This is a genomic window from Eleftheria terrae (assembly GCF_030419005.1).
Lineage (GTDB): Bacteria > Pseudomonadota > Gammaproteobacteria > Burkholderiales > Burkholderiaceae_C > Caldimonas > Caldimonas terrae.
The window spans coordinates 329,967-349,799 of sequence record NZ_CP106953.1; the positions used below are offsets into that span (position 1 = coordinate 329,967).

Genomic DNA, 19,833 nt, shown 5'->3' on the forward strand with positions numbered 1-19,833 from the left:
GCGCAGAAGCCGCGCTGTGGCGAGCCCGCAGGCGCAGCAACGCAAGGGCCAGCAGGTCGGCAATCTCCTGGTGTGGGTGGCGGGGCGAGTCGGCTTGTGTTTGAAGGCTGCTGGCAAAGGATGGTTGTTGCAAACGCATGAGAAGAAGGTCACGAATAAACCGATCCGATCCTAGGACCGGGACCCCGTAGACGTAACTCCTTTGCGCTCCCTCGCTGCGCTGACAGGGGTGGGGCACTTGATAGCAGATGTATCTGCAACTACCATCTGCGCTCGCAGTAAAGAACCTTAACTACTCGGAGACCTCATGAACAACTTCAGCAGCAAACGCGCAGAGGCTCATCAACGCCCAATGGCAGGTCGACATTGCATCGCCGTTGGAGGCCGGCGCATCCGCTGGTGGATTGAGCAACCCTGCAGCACTGCGTGAGCAGCGGGCCGGAGGTGCCGGCCTGGATCTTGGAGAAGAAGAATGAAGAAAAGCCGGGCCTCGAACGAGGCCCATTCGCATCTTGGTCATCACCAGGTGCGGCAGCAGCGGCCTCAGCAAGGCCCTCACTTTCGTTTTCAACAGCGCCCCGTGGCCGTCAAGGAGATGGCACGGATCCTGGACTGCGCCATCGAGAAGCTGGCCAGTGGTGAACTGCCGCCCGAGTCCATAGAGCGATTTCAGAAGGGGGCGCGGCTGGCCAACTCCCTGGGCCGTAGGGCGATGCTCAAGGCGGCCGAGGGGCGCGACGACGTCCTGCACGGCCTGGCCGGCTGCCAGCATGACCTGCACCGGTCGTTCTGGTTGTTGGTCCACCACCGCGATGTGTTCGAGCAGGCTTGCGATGCAGTGGACCTGTGTCTGGACGGCCTTCGTCGCGGCCAAGTGCAGGAGATCTGTGTCGCAGCGACGGAGGCAGTGTCGTTCGGGGGTCTCAGGGGCGTCCGGCCCGGACACGTCCAGCAAGGCCGTGGCGTCGAAGGGGACACGTCGGCATCGAGCCCTCCGGTGTGCCCCACGCACCAGCCAGCCCATGCCGCCGAAGACCTCGACAAACCGATCTGGCGGCCTGGCGCCGTTGAGCTCACCCCTGCACCGTTTGCGTTCGACTTCCGCTGCGTCCAGGTGGCGGGCTGGCCGCATGGCGTCATCTGGCTCACCGACGCCCAAGCCGCCATCTTCAAGGCGCTCTGGTCCTTCGGCAGCGAAAGCAGAACCGCAGAGGAGATCATGCAGCGGGCCGGCCTGAGCAGCGAGAAGCCGGCCGATCTCTTCAAGGTCAAGGGCCGCAACAAGGGAGAGCTGGAGTACGAGGGGCCGCTGTATGCCTATCGTGCGCTCGTGGTGACGCATCAGCAGCGCGGCACCTATTCGATGCCCATCGCCAAACCGGGAGCCGCCGCGCGGGGCAGATCTGCGAGTTGAGATGCGCCACTGCGCGCCTCGACCTCATCAGCCGTATTTCGGCGGGCCACTGGCCCGCCGTTTTTCATTGGTGCGCCGATAGATCACGTGTGATCTTCGCCGTGTGTTGCTCGGTAACCACGTCTTGGCGAACCACATGGCGAACCGTATGGCGAACCAAAGGCAATCATGGCGAACCGCATGGCGAACCAGGGGCGATCTTGGCGAACCACATGGCGAACCAGCCCCAATCATGGCGAACCACATGGCGAACCTGGTTCGCCATGGACACCGAAAACCCAGCATTCATGCGTGTTCCATGGCGAACTGAACGTTTGCTGAATGGCGAACTTTTGTTCCCTTATCAGTTCGCCAAGATAGTTCTTCAATCCTTCCTGTGCATCGCACATCAACACAGGAAGGTTCCATGTTCATCTCTTCACCCAAGGGCCGAGCGGCGCAAAGCGCGGCCCATCAGCTCGCCGCAGCGGTGGCGGATCTCGCCACGCCGGTGCAGCGCCAGGTGCTCAGCGAGCACGAGCTGGCCCACCGCTGGGGCATCAATCACAAGACGCTGGCACGCTGGCGCCACGAGGGCCGCGGCCCGAAGTACCTGAAGCTGTCGAAGCGGGTCGGCTACCCCGTCGAGGCGATCGTGGAGTTCGAGCGGGCCGCGGTCTACAGCTCGACGTCGCAGCGTGCGGGTCAGTGAGGGCGCGGTCATGAACCACATCACCACGACCGATACGGCACTGCCCGGCTGCCATGTGTCAGAGCTGGCTGCGCTGCCCGCGATTGCCGCCCTTACCGTGGCCGAGCTGGCAGCGATGCCCGCCGTTCACAAGGCCGACGTCCAGCGCCAACTGCAGGACGCCGCTGCATGGCTGCGCCAGGCCGAGCAGAAGTTCGCCGCGGCACTCGACGCCGCCTACGGTGCCACCAGCCGGCAGGCGCTGCGGGACTCCGGCCGCGACTTCGGCACCGTGAACGGCCGCGACGGCAGTGTCCAGATCACCTTCGAGCTGCCCAAGCGCGTCAAGTGGGACCAGCAGCAGCTGCACCAGCTGGCCGAGCGCATCGTCGCGGGCGGCGAGAAGGTCGAGCACTACATCGACGCCAAGCTGACCGTTTCCGAGACGAAGTTCAAGAGCTGGCCACCGAGCCTGCAGGAGCAGTTCGCGCCGGCCCGGACGGTCGAGCCCGGCAAACCTTCCATTACGCTTCGAGTGGAGCCGGCAGGCGAATGATCTCTCGAACTCTTATACCGCTGGCTCTTCGTTTTGCGCGGTACCTCCATCCTGCCGGGGAGGGATGTTGGCTGTGGAACGGAGCCAAGAACGAACACGGATACGGCGTGATCGGACGGGGCGCACGAGGCCAGGGAAACGCCAAGGCACACCGGGTTGCGTTCGAGATCTTTCATGGGGTCCGACTTCAACCATCGGTGACCGTGCTGCACCGCTGCGACAACCCGGCATGTGTGAATCCGCTGCATCTTGCCTCAGGAACCCAGCGCGAGAACCTTGCCGACATGCGTCGGAAAGGACGCGGCGCACCGCCGCCTATCCGCCTCGGGGTGGAGCAACCGCTGGCCAAGCTGGATCCAGACAAGGTCCGTCAGATCTTCCAACTCCATCGCACAGGGATGACGTCCAACCAACTGGCGAGTCACTTCGGCGTTTCACGCGCAACGATCCATGCCGTTCTCACTCGCAAAACCTGGAGGCACATTGATGTTCCCGATCATCTCGGCTGAAGAGCGTCTGGCCGAAAACCACAGCGCAAAGATTGTGCTGCTCGGCGTCGCGGGCGTGGGCAAGACCTCGCAGCTCAGAACGCTGCCGGAACATTCGACGCTGTTCGTCGACCTCGAGGCAGGCGATCTTTCGGTGCGGGAGTGGCGAGGCGACACGCTGCGGCCACGCACCTGGCCCGAGTTCCGGGATCTGGTCGTCTTTCTCGCAGGGCCCAACCCGGCGATGCCACCCGAGGTGCCGTTCTCGCAGGCTCACTACGACCACGTCTGCCAACGCTACGGCGACCCCGCCCAACTCGACAAATACGACTGCTACTTCGTCGACAGCATCACCGTGTTGTCGCGGTTGTGCCTGGCTTGGGCCAAGACACAGCCGCAGGCGTTTTCCGAACGCACCGGCAAGTCAGACACCCGCGGCGCCTATGGGCTGCTGGGCGCCGAGATGATCGGCGCCCTCACCCACCTGCAGCACGCCCGCGGCAAGCACGTCGTGTTCGTCGCCATCCTCGACGAGCGCCTGGACGACTTCAACCGCAAGCACTTCCTGCCGCAGATCGAAGGCAGCAAAACCGCCAACGAGTTGCCGGGTATCGTCGACGAGGTTGTCACGCTGGCCCACATCAAAGCTGAAGACGGCACGAGCTTCCGCGCCTTTGTCACCCACACCCTCAACCCCTACGGCTACCCAGCCAAGGACCGCTCCGGCTCGCTCGACCTGCTGGAGCCGCCGGACCTCGGCGCGCTGATCGCCAAGTGCGCCGCCACTCACAAAACCATCAACAACGAACCGCAATGGACCACCGCATGACGATGTGGAACGATTTCAACGACGCTGAACCGCAATCCTTCGACCTGATCCCCAAGGGCACCATCGCGCCGGTGCGCATGACGCTCAAGCCGGGCGGCTTCGATGACGAATCGCAAGGCTGGACCGGCGGCTGGGCGACACAGTCTTACGAGACCGGTTCGGTCTACCTGGCCTGCGAGTTCGTGGTGCTGGCCGGTGACTACGCCAAGCGCAAGGTTTGGTCGAGCGTTGGAATCTACAGCGCGAAGGGCCCGACCTGGGGACAGATGGGCCGCAGCTTCATCCGCGCCGTTCTCAACAGCGCGCGCAACCTGCACCCGAAGGACTTGAGCCCCCAGGCTGCCGCACAGCGCTGCCTGCAAGGCTTTCACGAGCTGGACGGCATCGAGTTCCTTGCCCGCATCGACGTGGAGAAGGACGGCCGCGACGAACTCAAAAACGTCATCAAGGTCGCCGTCGAACCGGACCACCCGGACCACGCAAGGCTGATGGGCGTAGCGCCGCGTACGGCGCCGGCCGGCACCGCGCAGCCCACGGCCCACGTGCCCCCCACGCCGGCCGCTGTCTCCGCGGCTCAGGGTTACCGACCCGCAGCGCAGCCTGCTGCCGCCACCCGTGCCCCTGCCCCTGGACACACCGCTGCGCCGGGCCGTGCGCCCGTCACCGGCAAACCGGCGTGGGCCCAGTGAGGAGGGAGCCTATTGAAATGTTGGATCTGCTCACGCAGCGCCCGCGGCTTCGGACACAGCGACACCCGCTACGCGCCGACCGACCCGCGGCACTACCCAATCGACTGGGTGTTCTGCTCACGCCGGTGCCAGGAAGCGTTCCACACGCTGTACGGGAGCTGGCGGGCCGTGCGGGAGGGGGACATCGACCGCAAGGAGGTGCTGATGATCGATCCGTCTGAGATCGAGCAGGCCTCGATGCGCAAGTGCCTGCGCGCCTTCGGCGAGGCCGGCTCGGCCATCGGCTTCGACAAGCCGCTTGGGCAGTACACCGAAGCCGAGGCCCTGCATGTGGTGGATGCGATTGTCACCTGCTACACGGAGGCGATGGTGGAACACCACGAGGCGACCAAGTACCCGCCGGTGCGCGGTATGGCGCCAACGCCGGACCCGCTCGCGGTGCCGTTCGCCGACATGGCAAGTGAAGCACCCTGGGAGGAAGCAACCCGATGATGGACTTCAACCCGACAGCCCGCTTGGGCGAGCGGGTGGAGGCGCTGATCGACGACGGCCTGCAGCGGCGGGCCGCCGAGCAGTCCGACCCCAGCTACCTCGGCGCCTCGCGCGTCGGCGTGGCCTGCGAGCGGGCCCTGCAGTTCGAGTACGCGCAGGCCCCCGTGGACCTGGGGCGCGGCTTCACCGGCCGCCTGCTGCGCATCTTCGAGCGCGGCCACCGGATGGAGGACTGCATGGCCGCCTGGCTGCGCGCCGCCGGCTTCGATCTGCGCACCTGCAAGGCGGACGGCGAGCAGTTCGGCTTCAGCGTCTCCGACGGTCGGCTGCAAGGCCACGTTGACGGCGTGCTGCTCTCCGGCCCGGACGGGTTTGCCTGCCCGGCGCTGTGGGAGATGAAGTGCCTCGGCGCCAAAGGGTGGAAGGAGCTGCAGAAGCACGGCCTGGCCGTCGCCAAGCCGGTCTACGCGGCCCAGGTCGCGCTGTACCAGGCCTACCTGCAGCTGCACGAGCACCCGGCGCTGTTCACCGCGCTGAACGCCGATTCGATGGAGATCTACGCCGAGCTCGTGCCCTTCGATGCGGCGCTGGCACAGCGGATGTCGGACCGCGCCGCCCGAGTCATCCAGGCCACCGAGGCCGCCGAGTTGCTGCCGAGGGCCTTTGTCGATCCGAACCATTTTGAATGCCGGTTCTGCGCTTGGCAGGACCGCTGCAAATCACTGTCATGAACAAGAACCAATCAACTTTGACTGCTGAGGATCTGCTGCAAGAGCGCCTGCTGACGGTGGCTGAGACGGCGCACGCCTTGAACCTGCCGTCCTCCCTCTTGAGCAACGCCGCCAAGCGCGAGCGCCTGCTCATCCCTCACTACTACATCAACAAGCTGGTCCGCTTCAAGCTCAATGAGATGCTGGCGTGGCAAGCGCAACGCGCCCGGAAGGAGGCGCCCGATGCTTGACTTCAACGACTACGGTACCCCGGTGCATCACCAGCTCGACGCGCAGCGCGACGAGATCCGGGCGGCCTTGCTCTCCCGACTGGAGTCGGTGCTGGCCATCATGTTCCCTGCCGGGAAGAAGCGCGGCGGCAAGCTGCTGATCGGCGACGTGCTGGGCAGTCCCGGGGACAGCCTGGAGATCGTGCTGGAAGGCGAGAAGGCGGGTCTCTGGACCGACCGCGCCGACGGCTCAGGCGGGGACGTCTTCTCAATCATTGCCGCGCACTACGGCTTGGACGCTCAACGCAATTTTCAGGCGGTGCTGCAGAAAGCCTGTGATCTGCTCGGTCGTGCACCGGTGCAGCCGACGGCCAAGCTGCCCCGCAAGCAGCCGGTTGACGAGCTGGGCCCGGCTACGGCCCGGTGGGACTACCTTGACGCTGCAGGCCAACGGATCGCCAGCGTCTACCGCTACGACCCGCCGGGCGGCAAGAAGGAGTTCCGGCCCTGGGATGTGCGTCGCAAAAAGGCCACCGCCCCCAACCCGCGCCCGCTGTACAACCAGCCGGGCATTGCTGCTGCTGACCTGGTCGTGCTCACCGAGGGCGAGAAGTGTGCCGATACGCTGATCCGGCTCGGCATCTGCGCGACGACGGCGATGAACGGCGCCAACGCACCCATCGAGAAGACCGACTGGTCCCCGCTGGCCGGCAAGACTGTGCTGATCTGGCCCGACAAGGACAAGCCGGGCTGGCAGTACGCCGAGAACGCGGCGCAGGCCATCCTGCGGGCCGGTGCGTCCTCTTGCGCCATCCTGTACCCACCAGCGGACAAGCCCGAGGGCTGGGACGCGGCTGACGCAGTCGCGGAAGGCTTTGACGTGGAAGGTCTGATCGCCGCCGGCGAGCGCCTGCCCGTGTCTCTGCCTGTGGACGCGCCGGAACTCGACGTGCTGGAGGGCGTCGACTGGAGAACCGAGGACGGGCTCGCGCTCGCGTTCACGGCTCGCAATGGCGAGGACTGGCGCTACTGCGCCGTGTGGGGCAAGTGGTACGGCTGGGCCGGAGGCCGCTGGAATGAAGACCGCGTGCTGCACATCCACCACCTGCTGCGCTGCCTCACCCGCCATGCCGCGCAACGCACCGACAGCGCGCGCACCAAGGCCCGGCTGTCGAGCTCCAGCACCGTAGCCGCCGTCGAGCGGCTGTCGCGCAGCGACCCAGATCTGGCGACGCTGCCGGAGAAATTCGACGCCGATCCCTGGCTGCTGAACACGCCGACGGGAGTGATCGACCTCAGGACGGGAGCCAAGACGCCGCACCGCCGCGAGAAGCTGATGACGAAGATGGCGACGGCCAGTCCGCGAGGCCAGTCTCCGCTATGGCAATCGTTTCTGGTTGACATCACCGGCGGACAAGCCGACCTGGCAGCGTACCTGCAGCGGATGGTCGGGTACTGCCTGACTGGCGTGACGCGCGAGCATGCGCTGTTCTTCCTGTACGGCACCGGCGCCAATGGCAACAGCGTGTTCTTGAACGTCGTCAGCACGATCCTCGGGGACTACGCCCGGCACGCGCCCATGGAGACTTTCATGGACAGCGCGGGAGAGCGGCACCCTACCGAGCTGGCTTCGCTGCGCGGGGCCCGCGTGGTCACTGCGACCGAGACGGAGCAGGGCAGGCGCTGGAACGAGTCACGCATCAAGGCGCTCACCGGAGGCGATCCGATCTCGGCCCGTTTCATGCGCCAGGACTTCTTCGAATACACGCCGCAGTTCAAGTTGCTCATTGCGGGCAACCACAAGCCATCCATTCGCAACGTGGACGAGGCGATGCGGCGGCGGCTGCACCTCATCCCGTTCACGGTGACGATCCCGCCCGAGCGGCGTGACAGGAGCTTGACCGAAAGGCTGCTGCAGCAACGCGACGGCATCCTCGCGTGGGGACTGCAGGGCAGCTCGCTCTGGCAGGCGCAGGGCCTTCAGCCGCCCATCTGCGTGATGGAGGCCACGCGGGAGTACTTCAACAACGAAGACGCGGTGCAGGAGTTCGAGGAAGAGGACCTTGAACGAGATCCTCAGGCGCAGGTGCCGATTGCGAAGGTGTATGCACGCTGGAAATCGTTCGCCGACCGCAACGGCTACTACGTGGGGTCGACCCGCTGGCTCACGGAGCAGCTGGCGATGCGCGGCTTCCAGCGCGTGAAGATGTCCGGCGGAACTCGCGGCCTGCGAGGGCTTCGACTGCGAGTGGACGGCAACACGCGTCTGCCATACGCCGATGACTGATCCGTGGTCGTCAGCGTCGCAGCAAGCGGCGCTGGTGGGAGCGGCTCGCCCCGAAGTTCAGCGCAAGCAACGCGGGATGGCTGCCACTTCCGCCCCTACTGCCACCCTCAGCACACCGACTTTCAGTGGCTGAATGGCTCAAGTGGTCGAATTTCCGGTTAATTCTCTATACCCTGTATAAGCGATTAACCGGAAATTTGGTCACAAGAGCCATTCGGCCACTCATCGAGAGAACGACCGATGACGAACACGACCAACAAGGCGACGATCTGCGTCGCCACTCACGAGGCACTGGTGCAGCAACTGGCTGCCTCGGGCTTCACTCCTCCGGCCGTCACCACGCTGGACGACCTCTACGCCGGCTACGTGCAGTGGTGCCGCGAGAAGGACATTGCTCCGGCACCGGCACAGCACTTCGCGCTGAACCTGGCGCGATCGCACATGCCTTGCCAGCTCTCCGACGGCCGCCTGGCCTTCCTGAGACTGAAGCTGCGGGGCGATGCGCTGCAGTGGGGGACGCTGCAATGAGGCCGACCATCCTGGCCCTGGACCTGGGCACCGCGACCGGCTGGGCGCTGCGACAGCGTGACGGTACGACCACGAGCGGTACGCAGCACTTCAAGCCCCAGCGCTTCGAGGGCGGCGGGATGCGCTTCCTGCGCTTCAAGCGCTGGCTCACAGAGCTTCGCGCTGCGGCCGGCGACATCGGGGCGGTGTACTTCGAGGAAGTGCGCCGGCACACCGGAGTCGATGCGGCCCATGTCTACGGCGGCCTCATGGCTCACCTAACGGCCTGGTGTGAGCAGCACCAGGTCCCGTACCAGGGTGTACCCGTCGGGGCCATTAAACGGCACGTAGCGGGCCGCGGCAACGCGGGCAAGGGGGAGGTGGCTGACGCGGTGAAAAAACGCGGCTACGGGCCTTTGGACGATAACGAGGCCGATGCACTTGCGCTGTTGCTGTGGGCCATCGAAACGCAGGAGGGTTGACCATGATGACACCCCATCACCGCTATCGCTGCCCGTTGGGCAAGCTACAGCCGCAGACGACCGACCTGGATGCCGTCAAGGAACACGGCTGGCGAGAGCAACGCATCCTCGTCGTGAATGAGGCCGACGAGCGCCTGGACTTTGTCGAGCGCGAGATCGTCCGCCGCATCGGCGAGCGGCTCTACGGCAAGGGAGGCAAGCGCCATGGCTGAGCAGTGGACCGTCGAGGCAGTGGCCATGCGCTTCGCCGATGCTGCAGAGACCTCGCGACGGCTGCCTGCCGTTCGGGTGCAGGGCTACCTCAGCACCTGGCCGCGGGTCGTTCGGGAGCAGTGGGAAGCGCTGGGACGCAGGGAGGAGGCGCCGGTGCGCTTCCCGCCCAGCCCCCAGGACATCGACCGTCTACTGCAGGCCATGCAGTGGGTGCAGTGGCTGGAGGTGGAGCAGCGGCACCTGGTGTGGATGCGGGCGCAGCGCTACGGCTGGCAGGAGATCGGCAAGCGCCTGGGCTGCGAGCGGACCACGGCCTGGCGTCGGTGGATGGCGGCCCTGCAGATCATCGCCGACCGGCTCGACCAGCAGGCCGTGGGTGCCAGCGTTCCTTTGCGCTCCTTTGCGCACCCTGGTGCTCCTGAAATGCGGCTATAGCTCCCATGCGCGCCCTCAAGCGCTACTTGAGGGCTGCAACACTTTGGCCGTTTTTGGGTACATTTTTGGGTACGGTGGCGCAGGGACCAGCAGTAGAGAGTGATCTCCCGGAGCGGAAAGCAGACCTTGGTAGCCAGAGTTACTTTGCGCTCCTGTCTGCGGCGATGAGAGGGCTGCCGCTCCCACTCGCGGTGTGGCCGGCGTCTCGGAGCGGAAGACGACCGGCGTTGTTCTCGGTACAGTTTGAACTGCGACTGCAAAAAGACCTGCTGTAGAGCGACGCGATCCACCTCAGATCGCTGTTGGCGCCCTCACCGCCAGCCCACAGGAGAGTTTGTGGGTCCTTCCTTTTGGTACCCAATGCGGGCGGAAACCGCGCGACGCTCCCCTACCGGCAGATGCGAACCATGGTTTGCGGAGTTTGCCCCCGGTCCGCCCATGTATCAGGACGCGAACCGCTGCATCGTCTCCCTGCGCTCTCGCGTCAGCGGCCCGCCACTGTGTTAGATCAACGCAGGTTCTATCGGTCCCAATTTCCTTCGTGCAGACCAACGGCCTCTTGCGACCAGCAAGCCGCCTCCCAAAACTAGCAGAAGCCACGTGCTCGGTTCCGGGACTGGGGTAGTCACACCTGCGAATCGAGTACCGTCAAGGCCACCCTCAACGTCGAGGCCTTCCCCGACGCGGATGTTCTTCTTCACCTTGTTCTTATCCCCCTTGATATTCTGCTTGATGATCACAGACGGCTTGTCGGTCGTTCCCGTTTCCCCCTGAGTGAAGAAGTCGAGCACGCCTTTAATCACGCCGGATCCCCTGCCGACGACTTTGTTGAACCAACTCTTCAACCCTGCGGTCGATGCGCTGGAGGCGAAGGAGTCCGCAATGCCACCACTGCTCTCGAATTCGAAACCAACATAGTCGGCAGCAGCCGTGTCGTAGTGCCAGACGATGGTCGCGGTTTCGCTGAACGCCTGCTGGCCAAGGCTTCCTGTGCCAGCGATGTGGATCGTGATGTCCTCCCCGACATTGCCTTCGACTGTGGCAGATTGTGAGTGGCTATATATGGTGCCGCCGATGTCGCCTTGAACAAGGGTTGTGAAGCCATTGTCGGTATAGCCGCCAGAAACTTCGAGTTGTGGCACTTCTGCAAGGTCCACCACTTCAAGGTAGCTAAGCGCAGTAAATGGGAGCGATACGCTCTCCGAGATTGCAGCGCCGATGATCAACTCCTTCGCCGGAGTCGAAGCGGTCGCCACTTCCACTGCCGATGAAGCAGCGGCGATCAGAAAGGCAGCCAAAACGGCGAGCTTCCTGCGAAGTCCCAAAAATGCGGGCATGAGAGATCCTTTTCGCAAAGTGGAGGCGGCGCCGAGGCCGCGGTAAGGCACACGAGATATAGGTGGCGGTGGGCCTTCCTTCCCCCTCGTTTTCTCGCTTGACAGTTCGCGGTTGTTGGCTTTTCGGCGTACACGTCCTGGCAGCCTTCAAACAGGTCGGGACGAAAGGCACCACCCGGCAGCAATGGATCAGCAAAACTGAATTTCTCCGCTGCGACGGCCTGCAAGACATGAACCAGGAAGGTGCTCCCCTTCTGTTTTAGTCGCTGTGCCTTCGAAGGCTCACCCACTGATGACTGGCCACCGAGATTGAGCCGGCCGCATGCGCAACTTCATCCCATGTTGAACAACACTCCCCAGGTAACGAACTGGCTGGCCACCAGGATCGAGCACTGGCCCATCGAGCGGCTCCTGCCCTACGCGAAGAACGCCCGAACGCACTCGGACACTCAAATCGCGCAGATCGCGGCAAGCATCGTCGAATTCGGGTTTGTGAATGCATGCCTGGTAGGCGCTGATGGCGTCCTCGTTGCCGGCCACGGCCGGGTGCTGGCGGCGCGCCTGCTGAAATTGGTGACGGTGCCGGTGGTGGTGCTCGACCACCTCACTCCTTTGCAGCGGCGGGCGCTCGTCATCGCGGACAACCGAACTGCGGAGCTCGCGGGCTGGGACGACGAGCTGCTGCGGCTAGAACTAAAGGCGTTGGACGTGGAAGGCTTCGATCTTGACCTAACCGGCTTCGACGCAGACGCCCTGACCGAGCTGCTGCAGGGCGAAGAGCCGGATGACGCGGGCGCGACCGACGACGATGCAGTTCCGGAGCCGGAGGCACGTCCAATCTCCCGCCCGGGTGATGTTTGGCTGATGGGGAAGCACCGCCTGGTCTGCGGCGATGCAACCACCGCCGAGGCCTACCAGCTGCTGCTGGGCGATGGCCAGGTCGACATGGTGTTCGCAGACCCTCCTTATAACGTTGCGTATACCGAAAGCGCCATGCACCGCAAGCGCGGCGCGGCGCGACCAATCTTGAACGACGCCCTTGGAGAGGGCTTCCAGCAGTTCCTCACCGACGCTCTGGCGCTGATGGTCCCGCGCTGTCGCGGCGCGATGTACATCGCCATGTCCTCCAGCGAGCTCGACGCGCTGCAGGCCGCCTTCCGAGAGGCTGGCGGTCACTGGTCCACCTTCATCATCTGGGCAAAGAACCGCTTCTCGCTGGGAACCGCGGACTACCAGCGCCAGTTCGAGCCGATCCTCTACGGCTGGCCGAAGGGCGCCAAGCGTCACTGGTACGGAGACCGGGACCAGAGCGACATCTGGCAGATTGAGCGACGTGCCAAGAACGACCTGCACCCCACGATGAAGCCGGTCGAGCTGGTGGAACGGGCGATCCGCAATTCGAGCCGGCCAGGCGATGTTGTGCTTGATCCCTTCGCTGGCTCTGGAACGACCCTGATCGCAGCGGAGAAGACGGGCCGCGTTGCCCGAATGATGGAGCTCGATGCCAAGTACGCTGATGTGGTTATTCGCCGCTGGCAGCAGTGGACCGAGCAAAGTGCTGTTCGTGAGTCAGATCAGCAGCCATTTGATGCACTGGCCGCCGTCTCTGTTTGAGCGCGGGCGCTTCATGCGGTTGGATCGCAGCGATCGCAATACGAAGAAGGAATGATCGTGACGGACCGTGTACAGCAGTTCGACCATCTTGAGAGCATTGATCGGAACATCGAGAAGGTGAACGCGCGACTCGCGGAGCTGGAGGAAACAGCGAAGACCATTCCACAGGGGCACTTCGAGGAGGCGAACAGCAGGACGCTTCTGGCCGCCCTGCGTGCAGTGCTGATTGTGCTCGAAGACCAACGCCGATCCATCACCACGTCCGGCGGTTTCGTGTAGACCGAGGGGCGCGGCTACGGCCGGCGGGCACGGATGCCCGGGCGCACAACCGCTGGTGCGCGCTCCAGTCCGGCATCGGTACGGGGCAGCGGTCATGGAACGGACTTGTCATGGCAACCCTTGAGCAAGAACTCGAGCACCTGGCAGACGCGGACCGCGACATTGCGAAGGCGGAGCTGCACATTGCGGAACTGGAGCAGACAGCCCGTCGTCTTGCCGAGACGGGTCGGGACGTCACCTTGACTCATCAACTGCTGGCCACCGCGCGCGAGTCGGTCGCGACCTTCCGGGAGCAGCGTCGCTTGATTGCAGAAACTATTGACGACATGAGGGCTGGCAGGCGTCTGGAGATCGAGGACGCCGCAGCCATGTTCCCGCCGGGTGACCCGACACCGATCCCGCCCTCTTCGCCTTGAGCAAGGCAGGTGAATTGCGTTGATCAAGCAATCGGCCAGCCGACGCCAGCGGCACTACTCAACGCGCTCCTCTTCGAACGCTGCCGCAACCACGAAGCCGGTCAAATTGCTGATGCCACGCGGAATGCCAGTGTGGGCCGAGGTTCGCGCACTCACCCGCCACGACTGCCAGCGGTTGACCGCCGCTGCGACTGCGGCGACCAGGTCCAGGCCGGTATGGTGGAAGTAGAGGACATCATCCGCAAACTGTCGGCCATACTGGCCGTCGAGAAAGGCCCGAACCGACTCAAGCCGTTCGCCGGTCGCTTCGGCGATTCGCGTCATTGCTTCAGGCCAAGTGGCCGACGCTCGCTGGCCCATGCTGCCGATAAAACCCGAAGCCTCGTTGTGTGTGCCGGGTAAGCCGTCGTTTGGGTGCATGTTGTATTTCTCCTGGAGGGGTGCGTGCGATGACCCTATTCACGCTCTGAACGAGCCGGAAGCCAAGGGGTCTTGGCCTCCAACCTCATACCGATTGATCAGCCGAGCCGCGCAACGTAGCGCGCGTAGTCCGCGCCTTCCGGGTTGACGTAGAGGGCGGGACGCTGCGGCGCCACGACTTCGATGCAGAGCGCGGCGTCGTGGAGTGATCCACCTGCACCGGTCAGCCAGCTCCGCCGGCGCATGAAGTGCGAGGTGAACTCGTCGAATTCGGCCGCTGTCAGGTGGTGGGTGGTGGTGATGTACACCCTCTGCGGGTCGCCGTGGATCGCCACGTGGTCGAGGCAAACCGGCTTGCGGGTGAAGCTGAGCGCGACATCCAAAGCCAGCACGTGGACTTGCCGTCCGTTGAATGTCACCGTGCGGGGCGTGCGCGTCACGTCCCTGGACGGTGCTGGGGTCATGTTGTTCATATCTGCCTTCCTTCTCGAATGCGCCGCGAAGCTGCGACACCGCTATGAACGCTCCGCCGGTGGAAGAAGTGAAGTCCTGGTGCTCCTCGAAATGGATACCGTTTGATCACTCCGAGTACAGGGCCCACGGTCCCTTCGGCAGTGGCTGGTGCACCGTGTGACAGCCCGCGTTCAGCGCCCGTTGCACCGTCTCGATCTGCTGGAGCTGCTCGACCTCGGCAAACGGGTCACTGACGGGCTTGCTTGGTCGCTCCCGCCCGAGCAGGTCATAAGCCAGCACGGCGACGAACCACCTCGCGCCATCGGTGGTGACGACGCCGAGGTTGAACAGGTCCTGCAGCAGCGCATCTCGTGCAGACACCGGAAAGCCGGGCGGCAGCGATTCGATCCGCCCTTCGGTGTGGTCAATCGCATGCTCCAGGATGTAGCGCTGGAGGTCGTTCACTGCGGTGTGGGTCATCGTCTCTCCTTGAATGTCGGCGTGCCGCGAGACCGAGCTGGCCGGCACAGCCGTGCATGAACGCTCCAGGGGCGTACCGGCGTCAAGGGGTCACTGGCAGATGTGCCGGTGTTCGCAAATGGGCCGCTTAGCGGCCCACCCGGGAGTTACCGCAGCTCAGCGCTACCGAAGACGCCGCTGCCAGTCATCTCGCCATCGCCCGCTTCAACGATGCGGTAGACGCGCTTGCCGCCGTCTTCCTTAGCGGAAACCACCTGCAGACCGAGGCGCTTGCGGAAGCTGCCGGAGAAGGTGCCGCGCACGGTGTGCGGCAGCCAGCCGGTCAACGCCTGGATCTCGGCCACCGTGGCGCCGCTGGGGCGGCGCAGCAAGGCAATGACCTGCGCTTGCTTGCTGCCGTCGCGGGGTGCGCGTGTCTTGCGTGCCGGCACCGGTTGAGTGCCAGCCCAGCTGGCTTCCGCAGCCGCGACGTCGGCTTCGAGTGAGGTGTCCTCATCGGTGGCCACCGCTTCGCCTTTCGGCTGGTGTCGCTCTTGGCCGATGACCTGGTAGCCGGCGTCGGTGAGAGCGTGGCACTCCCTGTCGTGATAGGCCCAGCCGCGGGCCTCCAGGCCTTGCAGCACCTTGGCGCGTGCGCCGCCCTTGACGCTGGCGGGGAACCACTCGATGCGGCCTTCGTTGTGCTCGGCCGCGTGGGTCAGGGTCTCGCGCTGGGTGGCGGTCAGGGTCGTTGCGGTCATGTTGTTCATCCTTTTGGGTTAGTTGGCGGTCGCTGTGCGACGCCGCTATGAACGCTCTTCTCGGGCCACGCAGCAACGGAAGAGTTGATGCGAGTTGATTCCGCAGGCCCAGTCCTGCCTGAGCACGATGGGACTTTCAATTCGGGCCTATGCGCGCCACCGCGGCGTCAGCGACACGGCGGTCCACAAGGCGATCCGAGCGGGCCGCATCACACCGCAGCCGGACGGCACCATCGATGCGGAGAAGGCTGACGCCGAGTGGGCGCAGAACACGGAGGAGCCGCGCGTCGGCACGCGGCAGCAAGCCCCTCGGGTGCAAAGCGACCTGGTGGAGCGCGGCGGCGCGTCAGCGGGTGGTACCTCGCTGCTACAGGCCCGCACCGTCAACGAGGTCGTCAAAGCGCAAGCCAACAAGGTCCGGCTGGCCCGCCTGAAGGGTGAGCTGGTCGACCGCTCGCAGGCGCTGGCCCACGTTTTCAAGCTGGCGCGTGCGGAGCGCGATGCCTGGCTGAACTGGCCCGGCCGGGTCTCGTCGGAGCTGGCGGCCCGGCTCGGCGTGGACCCGCACGAGATGCACGTGGCGCTGGAGCGCGCCGTGCGCGAGCAACTGCAGGAGCTGGGCGAGGTCGAGCCGTGGCTGGACGGATGATGGACTTCAACTACGAAGGGGCGGTCGAGATCGAACGCGCCTGGCGGCAGGGCTTGACGCCGGATCCACTGCTGACGGTTTCAGAATGGGCTGACAAACACCGAGTGCTGTCCAGCAAAGCATCCGCCGAGCCGGGACGCTGGCGCACCGCCCGCACCCCATACCTGCGGGAGATCCTCGACTGCCTGTCGCCGACTTCACCTGTGGAGCGGGTGGTGGTGATGAAGGGAGCGCAGCTCGGGTTCACGGAGGCAGGCAGTTGTTTCATTGGCTATGTCATCCACCACGCGCCAGGTCCCATGATGGCGGTCTGGCCGACGGTGGAGATGGCCAAGCGCAACTCCAAACAGCGGATCGATCCGCTGGTGGAGGAGTCGCCTGCACTGGCCGAGCTGATCGCGCCGGCCCGCAGCCGGGACGCCGGCAACACCATCCTGTCCAAGGAGTTCCGCGGCGGCGTGCTGGTGATGACCGGGGCCAACAGCGCGGTGGGCTTGCGTTCGATGCCGGTGCGCTACCTGTTCCTGGACGAGGTGGACGGCTACCCGCTGGACGTCGAGGGCGAAGGCGACGCCATTTCACTCGCCGAGGCCCGCACGCGCACCTTCGCGCGGCGCAAGATCCTCATCGTCTCGACGCCGACCATCGCCGGGGCGTCGACGATCGAACGCGAGTACGAAGCGTCGGACCAGCGCCGCTACTTCCTGCCCTGCCCGCACTGCGGACACAGCCAGTGGCTGCGCTTCGAGCGGCTGCGCTGGGAGCAAGGAAAGCCCCACACAGCGACCTACGTCTGCGAGGACTGCGAGGAGCCCATCCCGGAGCACCACAAGACTTGGATGCTGGAGCGCGGGCAATGGCGCCCGACGGTGAGCGGTGGCGTCCGGCGCACGGCGGGTTTTCACCTGTCGTCGCTCTATAGCCCGATCGGCTGGCGTTCCTGGCGGGACATCGCCGCGGCCTGGGACAGCGCGACCGCCAAGGAGTCCCGCTCCTCGGCGGCGATCAAGACCTTCAAGAACACCGAGCTGGGCGAGACCTGAGCTGTGGGTACCTGCGATCTGCGCCGATCCTTTTGGTGAGCGGCCGACGACTCCTGCGCCTCCTGATCCAGCGGGAGCTGCCCATCCGGGGTGCAACAGCGGGGGAGCCGGCGTGCACAACCACTTTAGTCCGACGCGTGCCGACAATGCCTTCACGCCCGAACCGATCATCCAGCCCCGCGGTGCCGCGCAGCGCACCCCGTCATAGCCGCGTGGAACAGGAGCTGAATACGCGGCCACCGGGCTCCAAATCGCGTACGTGCATGAGGCAGAATTCCCTCAACTGTTGGGAGAGCGCGATATGTCTATGGAAGTGGCACTTCTGTCGTTTGCCGACCTGCTAGAAGTGGCCGATCTTTGTGCGCCGAAGAGAGACTACGAGCTGCAGTCAGAGCTCGTTGAACAGTGTCGCTCGCTGCGCCGCGCGTTTGTTGCGAAGATGCCCGAGCGGCACCTATTCCGATGCGAGACCTGTGGACTTCAAACAGGTGAGGTGCTGATGCACTTTGAAGACCCGAAGCAGCCGCTTCAGACAGAGGCAAATCGCCTTATGTGGGGAACGCCGGTTGGCCACTACGTGGACATATACAAGTCCGCCTTGCACCAAGTGCTTGTGCACGGCGCCGACGTGCCGCCCGCGCTCCAAACTCTCCTCCGACAAGTTGCGTCCTGACGAATCACCTTCAGCGGGTATGTCACGATGCCTTCGCCGCCTTGCTTTTACCCACAATTTCGCCTTTTCTATGAGCGGTTGGCGCCGAGCTGCTGAGATTTTCCGGTGAGTTGGGCGCTGTGTCGCAACTTGGCAGTACGGGACGGCCGGAGGCTGCCATGGCAAACTCGCAGGGTACAAGGGCAGGTCAAGCGATCAAGACGGGGCAGAACAGTTGGATCGACCAGGAGTTGGACGAGAGCGTTTTCCAGGACGCCCGCCTGGGCCGACGCCTGAGAGCGTTGCTGGCGCGGTTTGCCCAAGCGCCAGGCCAGAGCATTCCCTGGGTATGCCAAGACTGGGCCAACACCAAGGCGGCGTATCGATTCCTCAGCAACGAGCGGGTCAACGAGGCCGATATCTTGGCAGGGCACTTCAGCGCGACACGCCAACGGATTGTTGCGGCGAGTCAGGCGCCCGTGCTGGTGTTGCACGACACGACGGAGTTTGCCTATCACCGTGACAGCGATCACGCCCTGGGACTGTTGGGCAAGGTCAATTCCGGGTGGGACTCGCAAGGCCGCGTGCGGCACCATACGGTTCGAGGGCTGCTCATGCATTCGAGCCTGGCCGTCACCACCGAAGGGCTGCCGTTGGGCTTGGCAGCCGTGAAGTTCTGGAGCCGCTCGAAGTTCAAGGGCACCAACGCGCTCAAGCGCTCGATCAATCCGACACGGGTGCCCATCGAGTTGAAGGAGAGTATGTGCTGGCTGGACAACGTGCGGCTGTCCGGCGAGATGTTCGAGCAGCCCGAACGCTGCGTGCACATCGGCGACCGCGGCAGCGACATTTATGAGCTGTTCTGCCAAGCTCATGAAGCTCAAACCCACTTCATCTTCCGAACTTGTGCCGACCGGCTTGCCGGAGACGGCACCCACACCGTGGCAACCTACCTCAGAGAGGTTCGCTGCCGCGGCCTGCATCGCATCCAGGTGCGCAATAGCCAGGGCCAGGAGCGCTGCGCGCTGCTGGAGTTGAAGTACTGCCGCGTGCGTCTGCTGCCACCGAGGGCCAAGCAAAGCCGTTACCCGCCACTCATGCTCACGGTGCTGCAGGCCGTGGAGCGAGAGGCGCCCCTGCATGCCGATCCGATTGACTGGAAGTTGATCACCAACCTGCCGGTCACCTCCCGTGCGCAGGCTATCGAGAAGCTCGACTGGTACGCCATGCGATGGAAGATCGAGACCTATCACAAGATCTTGAAGTCCGGTTGCCGAGCCGAAGACTCCAAGCTGCGTACCGCCCAACGCCTGACCAATCTGATCGCCATGTTCTGCCTCCTCGGCTGGCGCATCTTCTGGCTGACGATGATGAATCGCGCCGCTCCCGAGGCCCCGCCCCGGATGGCCTTCACAGAGGCAGAGGTCGAGGTGCTGGACCGCCTCAGACCACCTTCCTGTACGGCAGCATCGCCTTGCAGACAGTCGTTATCGTCCTGCCTGATGCAGTTGGCCCGACTCGGCGGGTACTTGGCCCGCGCTTCAGATCCACCACCAGGCAATACCGTCATCTAGCGAGGAATGGCGCGACTTGCTGATATCCGGTTCGGCTATTCACTTCGACCTCAAAGATGTGGGTAAGAGCAAGCTTCGCCGCCCGCTTACTACACATCTCCAGCCGATTGTGGGATTCGCAGACATCGTTTCACTTTTTTGGCTTGACGCCACCCCCTGAATCGCCCCGGGTTT

General features: G+C 64.5%; 25 protein-coding genes and 1 pseudogene. 21 read left to right on the forward strand and 5 right to left on the reverse strand.

Going from position 1 to position 19,833, the window contains the following annotated elements; translation table 11 throughout:
- The first annotated feature begins 472 nt into the window (after positions 1-472).
- From N7L95_RS28295 to N7L95_RS28360, 14 genes are all read left to right on the forward strand, one after another.
- Entirely contained in the window at positions 473-1,414 is a 942-nt protein-coding gene (locus tag N7L95_RS28295; protein ID WP_301260971.1) for a hypothetical protein, read from the forward strand.
- Between the two features lie 406 nt (positions 1,415-1,820).
- Entirely contained in the window at positions 1,821-2,105 is a 285-nt protein-coding gene (locus N7L95_RS28300) for a helix-turn-helix transcriptional regulator (protein WP_301255739.1), read from the forward strand.
- A gap of 55 nt (positions 2,106-2,160) precedes the next feature.
- Positions 2,161-2,640, forward strand: coding sequence for a hypothetical protein (locus tag N7L95_RS28305; protein ID WP_301261192.1), 480 nt, complete (start codon positions 2,161-2,163; stop codon positions 2,638-2,640).
- A complete protein-coding gene (locus N7L95_RS28310) occupies positions 2,637-3,149 on the forward strand; it encodes an HNH endonuclease (RefSeq protein ID WP_301260972.1) in 513 nt (170 codons plus the stop codon). The genes N7L95_RS28305 and N7L95_RS28310 overlap by 4 nt, the downstream gene beginning before the upstream one ends.
- Positions 3,124-3,957: an ATP-binding protein gene (locus N7L95_RS28315; protein ID WP_301260973.1), complete on the forward strand. Its 834-nt coding sequence runs from the start codon at positions 3,124-3,126 to the stop codon at positions 3,955-3,957. The genes N7L95_RS28310 and N7L95_RS28315 overlap by 26 nt, the downstream gene beginning before the upstream one ends.
- On the forward strand, positions 3,954-4,646 hold the full coding sequence (locus N7L95_RS28320; RefSeq protein WP_301260974.1) for a hypothetical protein: 693 nt from the start codon (positions 3,954-3,956) through the stop codon (positions 4,644-4,646). Before N7L95_RS28315 ends, N7L95_RS28320 begins: the two co-directional genes overlap by 4 nt.
- A gap of 12 nt (positions 4,647-4,658) precedes the next feature.
- A complete protein-coding gene (locus N7L95_RS28325) occupies positions 4,659-5,138 on the forward strand; it encodes a DUF6511 domain-containing protein (protein ID WP_301260975.1) in 480 nt (159 codons plus the stop codon).
- Positions 5,135-5,869: a PD-(D/E)XK nuclease family protein gene (locus tag N7L95_RS28330; protein ID WP_301260976.1), complete on the forward strand. Its 735-nt coding sequence runs from the start codon at positions 5,135-5,137 to the stop codon at positions 5,867-5,869. The genes N7L95_RS28325 and N7L95_RS28330 overlap by 4 nt, the downstream gene beginning before the upstream one ends.
- Complete coding sequence (locus N7L95_RS28335; RefSeq protein WP_301260977.1) at positions 5,866-6,099, forward strand: helix-turn-helix domain-containing protein; 234 nt, start codon at positions 5,866-5,868, stop codon at positions 6,097-6,099. Before N7L95_RS28330 ends, N7L95_RS28335 begins: the two co-directional genes overlap by 4 nt.
- The gene (locus N7L95_RS28340) at positions 6,092-8,365 is read left to right on the forward strand and encodes a phage/plasmid primase, P4 family (protein ID WP_301260978.1); all 2,274 of its coding nucleotides are present in this window, start codon (positions 6,092-6,094) and stop codon (positions 8,363-8,365) included. Before N7L95_RS28335 ends, N7L95_RS28340 begins: the two co-directional genes overlap by 8 nt.
- A 240-nt stretch (positions 8,366-8,605) precedes the next feature.
- The gene (locus N7L95_RS28345; protein ID WP_301260979.1) at positions 8,606-8,893 is read left to right on the forward strand and encodes a hypothetical protein; all 288 of its coding nucleotides are present in this window, start codon (positions 8,606-8,608) and stop codon (positions 8,891-8,893) included.
- Complete coding sequence (locus N7L95_RS28350) at positions 8,890-9,354, forward strand: hypothetical protein (protein WP_301260980.1); 465 nt, start codon at positions 8,890-8,892, stop codon at positions 9,352-9,354. The genes N7L95_RS28345 and N7L95_RS28350 overlap by 4 nt, the downstream gene beginning before the upstream one ends.
- Before the next feature lie 2 nt (positions 9,355-9,356).
- Positions 9,357-9,566: a hypothetical protein gene (locus N7L95_RS28355; RefSeq protein ID WP_301260981.1), complete on the forward strand. Its 210-nt coding sequence runs from the start codon at positions 9,357-9,359 to the stop codon at positions 9,564-9,566.
- On the forward strand, positions 9,559-10,002 hold the full coding sequence (locus tag N7L95_RS28360) for a DUF6362 family protein (RefSeq protein WP_301260982.1): 444 nt from the start codon (positions 9,559-9,561) through the stop codon (positions 10,000-10,002). Before N7L95_RS28355 ends, N7L95_RS28360 begins: the two co-directional genes overlap by 8 nt.
- A 503-nt stretch (positions 10,003-10,505) precedes the next feature.
- On the opposite strand, the gene N7L95_RS28365 is transcribed toward N7L95_RS28360, so the two are convergent.
- On the reverse strand, positions 10,506-11,339 hold the full coding sequence (locus N7L95_RS28365; RefSeq protein WP_301260983.1) for a PEP-CTERM sorting domain-containing protein: 834 nt from the start codon (positions 11,337-11,339) through the stop codon (positions 10,506-10,508).
- A gap of 339 nt (positions 11,340-11,678) precedes the next feature.
- On the opposite strand from N7L95_RS28365, the gene N7L95_RS28370 reads away from it, so the two are divergent.
- The 3 genes from N7L95_RS28370 to N7L95_RS28380 all read left to right on the forward strand — a co-directional run bounded on the left by N7L95_RS28370 (position 11,679) and on the right by N7L95_RS28380 (position 13,648).
- The gene (locus tag N7L95_RS28370; RefSeq protein WP_301260984.1) at positions 11,679-12,953 is read left to right on the forward strand and encodes a site-specific DNA-methyltransferase; all 1,275 of its coding nucleotides are present in this window, start codon (positions 11,679-11,681) and stop codon (positions 12,951-12,953) included.
- Positions 12,954-13,004: 51 nt separating this feature from the next.
- Entirely contained in the window at positions 13,005-13,232 is a 228-nt protein-coding gene (locus tag N7L95_RS28375) for a hypothetical protein (protein ID WP_301260985.1), read from the forward strand.
- Positions 13,233-13,342: 110 nt separating this feature from the next.
- Positions 13,343-13,648: a hypothetical protein gene (locus tag N7L95_RS28380; protein WP_301260986.1), complete on the forward strand. Its 306-nt coding sequence runs from the start codon at positions 13,343-13,345 to the stop codon at positions 13,646-13,648.
- A 54-nt stretch (positions 13,649-13,702) separates the two neighbouring features.
- Here the strand turns inward: N7L95_RS28380 and N7L95_RS28385 are convergent, their stop codons facing one another.
- The 4 genes from N7L95_RS28385 to N7L95_RS28400 all read right to left on the reverse strand — a co-directional run bounded on the left by N7L95_RS28385 (position 13,703) and on the right by N7L95_RS28400 (position 15,741).
- Complete coding sequence (locus tag N7L95_RS28385) at positions 13,703-14,068, reverse strand: hypothetical protein (RefSeq protein WP_301260987.1); 366 nt, start codon at positions 14,066-14,068, stop codon at positions 13,703-13,705.
- Positions 14,069-14,166: 98 nt separating this feature from the next.
- Positions 14,167-14,541, reverse strand: a complete 375-nt coding sequence (locus N7L95_RS28390) for a hypothetical protein (RefSeq protein ID WP_301260988.1) — start codon at positions 14,539-14,541, stop codon at positions 14,167-14,169.
- Between the two features lie 106 nt (positions 14,542-14,647).
- Complete coding sequence (locus N7L95_RS28395; RefSeq protein WP_301260989.1) at positions 14,648-15,001, reverse strand: hypothetical protein; 354 nt, start codon at positions 14,999-15,001, stop codon at positions 14,648-14,650.
- Between the two features lie 146 nt (positions 15,002-15,147).
- Positions 15,148-15,741 carry a DUF3489 domain-containing protein gene (locus N7L95_RS28400; protein ID WP_301260990.1) on the reverse strand — a complete coding sequence of 198 codons (594 nt, stop codon included), beginning with the start codon at positions 15,739-15,741 and terminating at the stop codon, positions 15,148-15,150.
- 127 nt (positions 15,742-15,868) lie between these two features.
- Here N7L95_RS28400 and N7L95_RS28405 point away from each other — a divergent pair, with 127 nt between their 5' ends.
- From N7L95_RS28405 to N7L95_RS28420, 4 genes and pseudogenes are all read left to right on the forward strand, one after another.
- Positions 15,869-16,390, forward strand: a complete 522-nt coding sequence (locus tag N7L95_RS28405) for an elements of external origin (RefSeq protein ID WP_301260991.1) — start codon at positions 15,869-15,871, stop codon at positions 16,388-16,390.
- Positions 16,390-17,430: pseudogene (locus N7L95_RS28410) on the forward strand (phage terminase large subunit family protein); the annotation flags it as partial. The gene N7L95_RS28405 and the pseudogene N7L95_RS28410, both read left to right, overlap by 1 nt.
- 304 nt (positions 17,431-17,734) lie before the next feature.
- On the forward strand, positions 17,735-18,106 hold the full coding sequence (locus N7L95_RS28415; RefSeq protein WP_301260992.1) for a hypothetical protein: 372 nt from the start codon (positions 17,735-17,737) through the stop codon (positions 18,104-18,106).
- Between the two features lie 158 nt (positions 18,107-18,264).
- Positions 18,265-19,659 (forward strand): IS4 family transposase, encoded by a 1,395-nt coding sequence (locus N7L95_RS28420; protein WP_301260993.1) that lies wholly within the window; start codon positions 18,265-18,267, stop codon positions 19,657-19,659.
- The last annotated feature ends 174 nt before the right edge of the window (positions 19,660-19,833 follow it).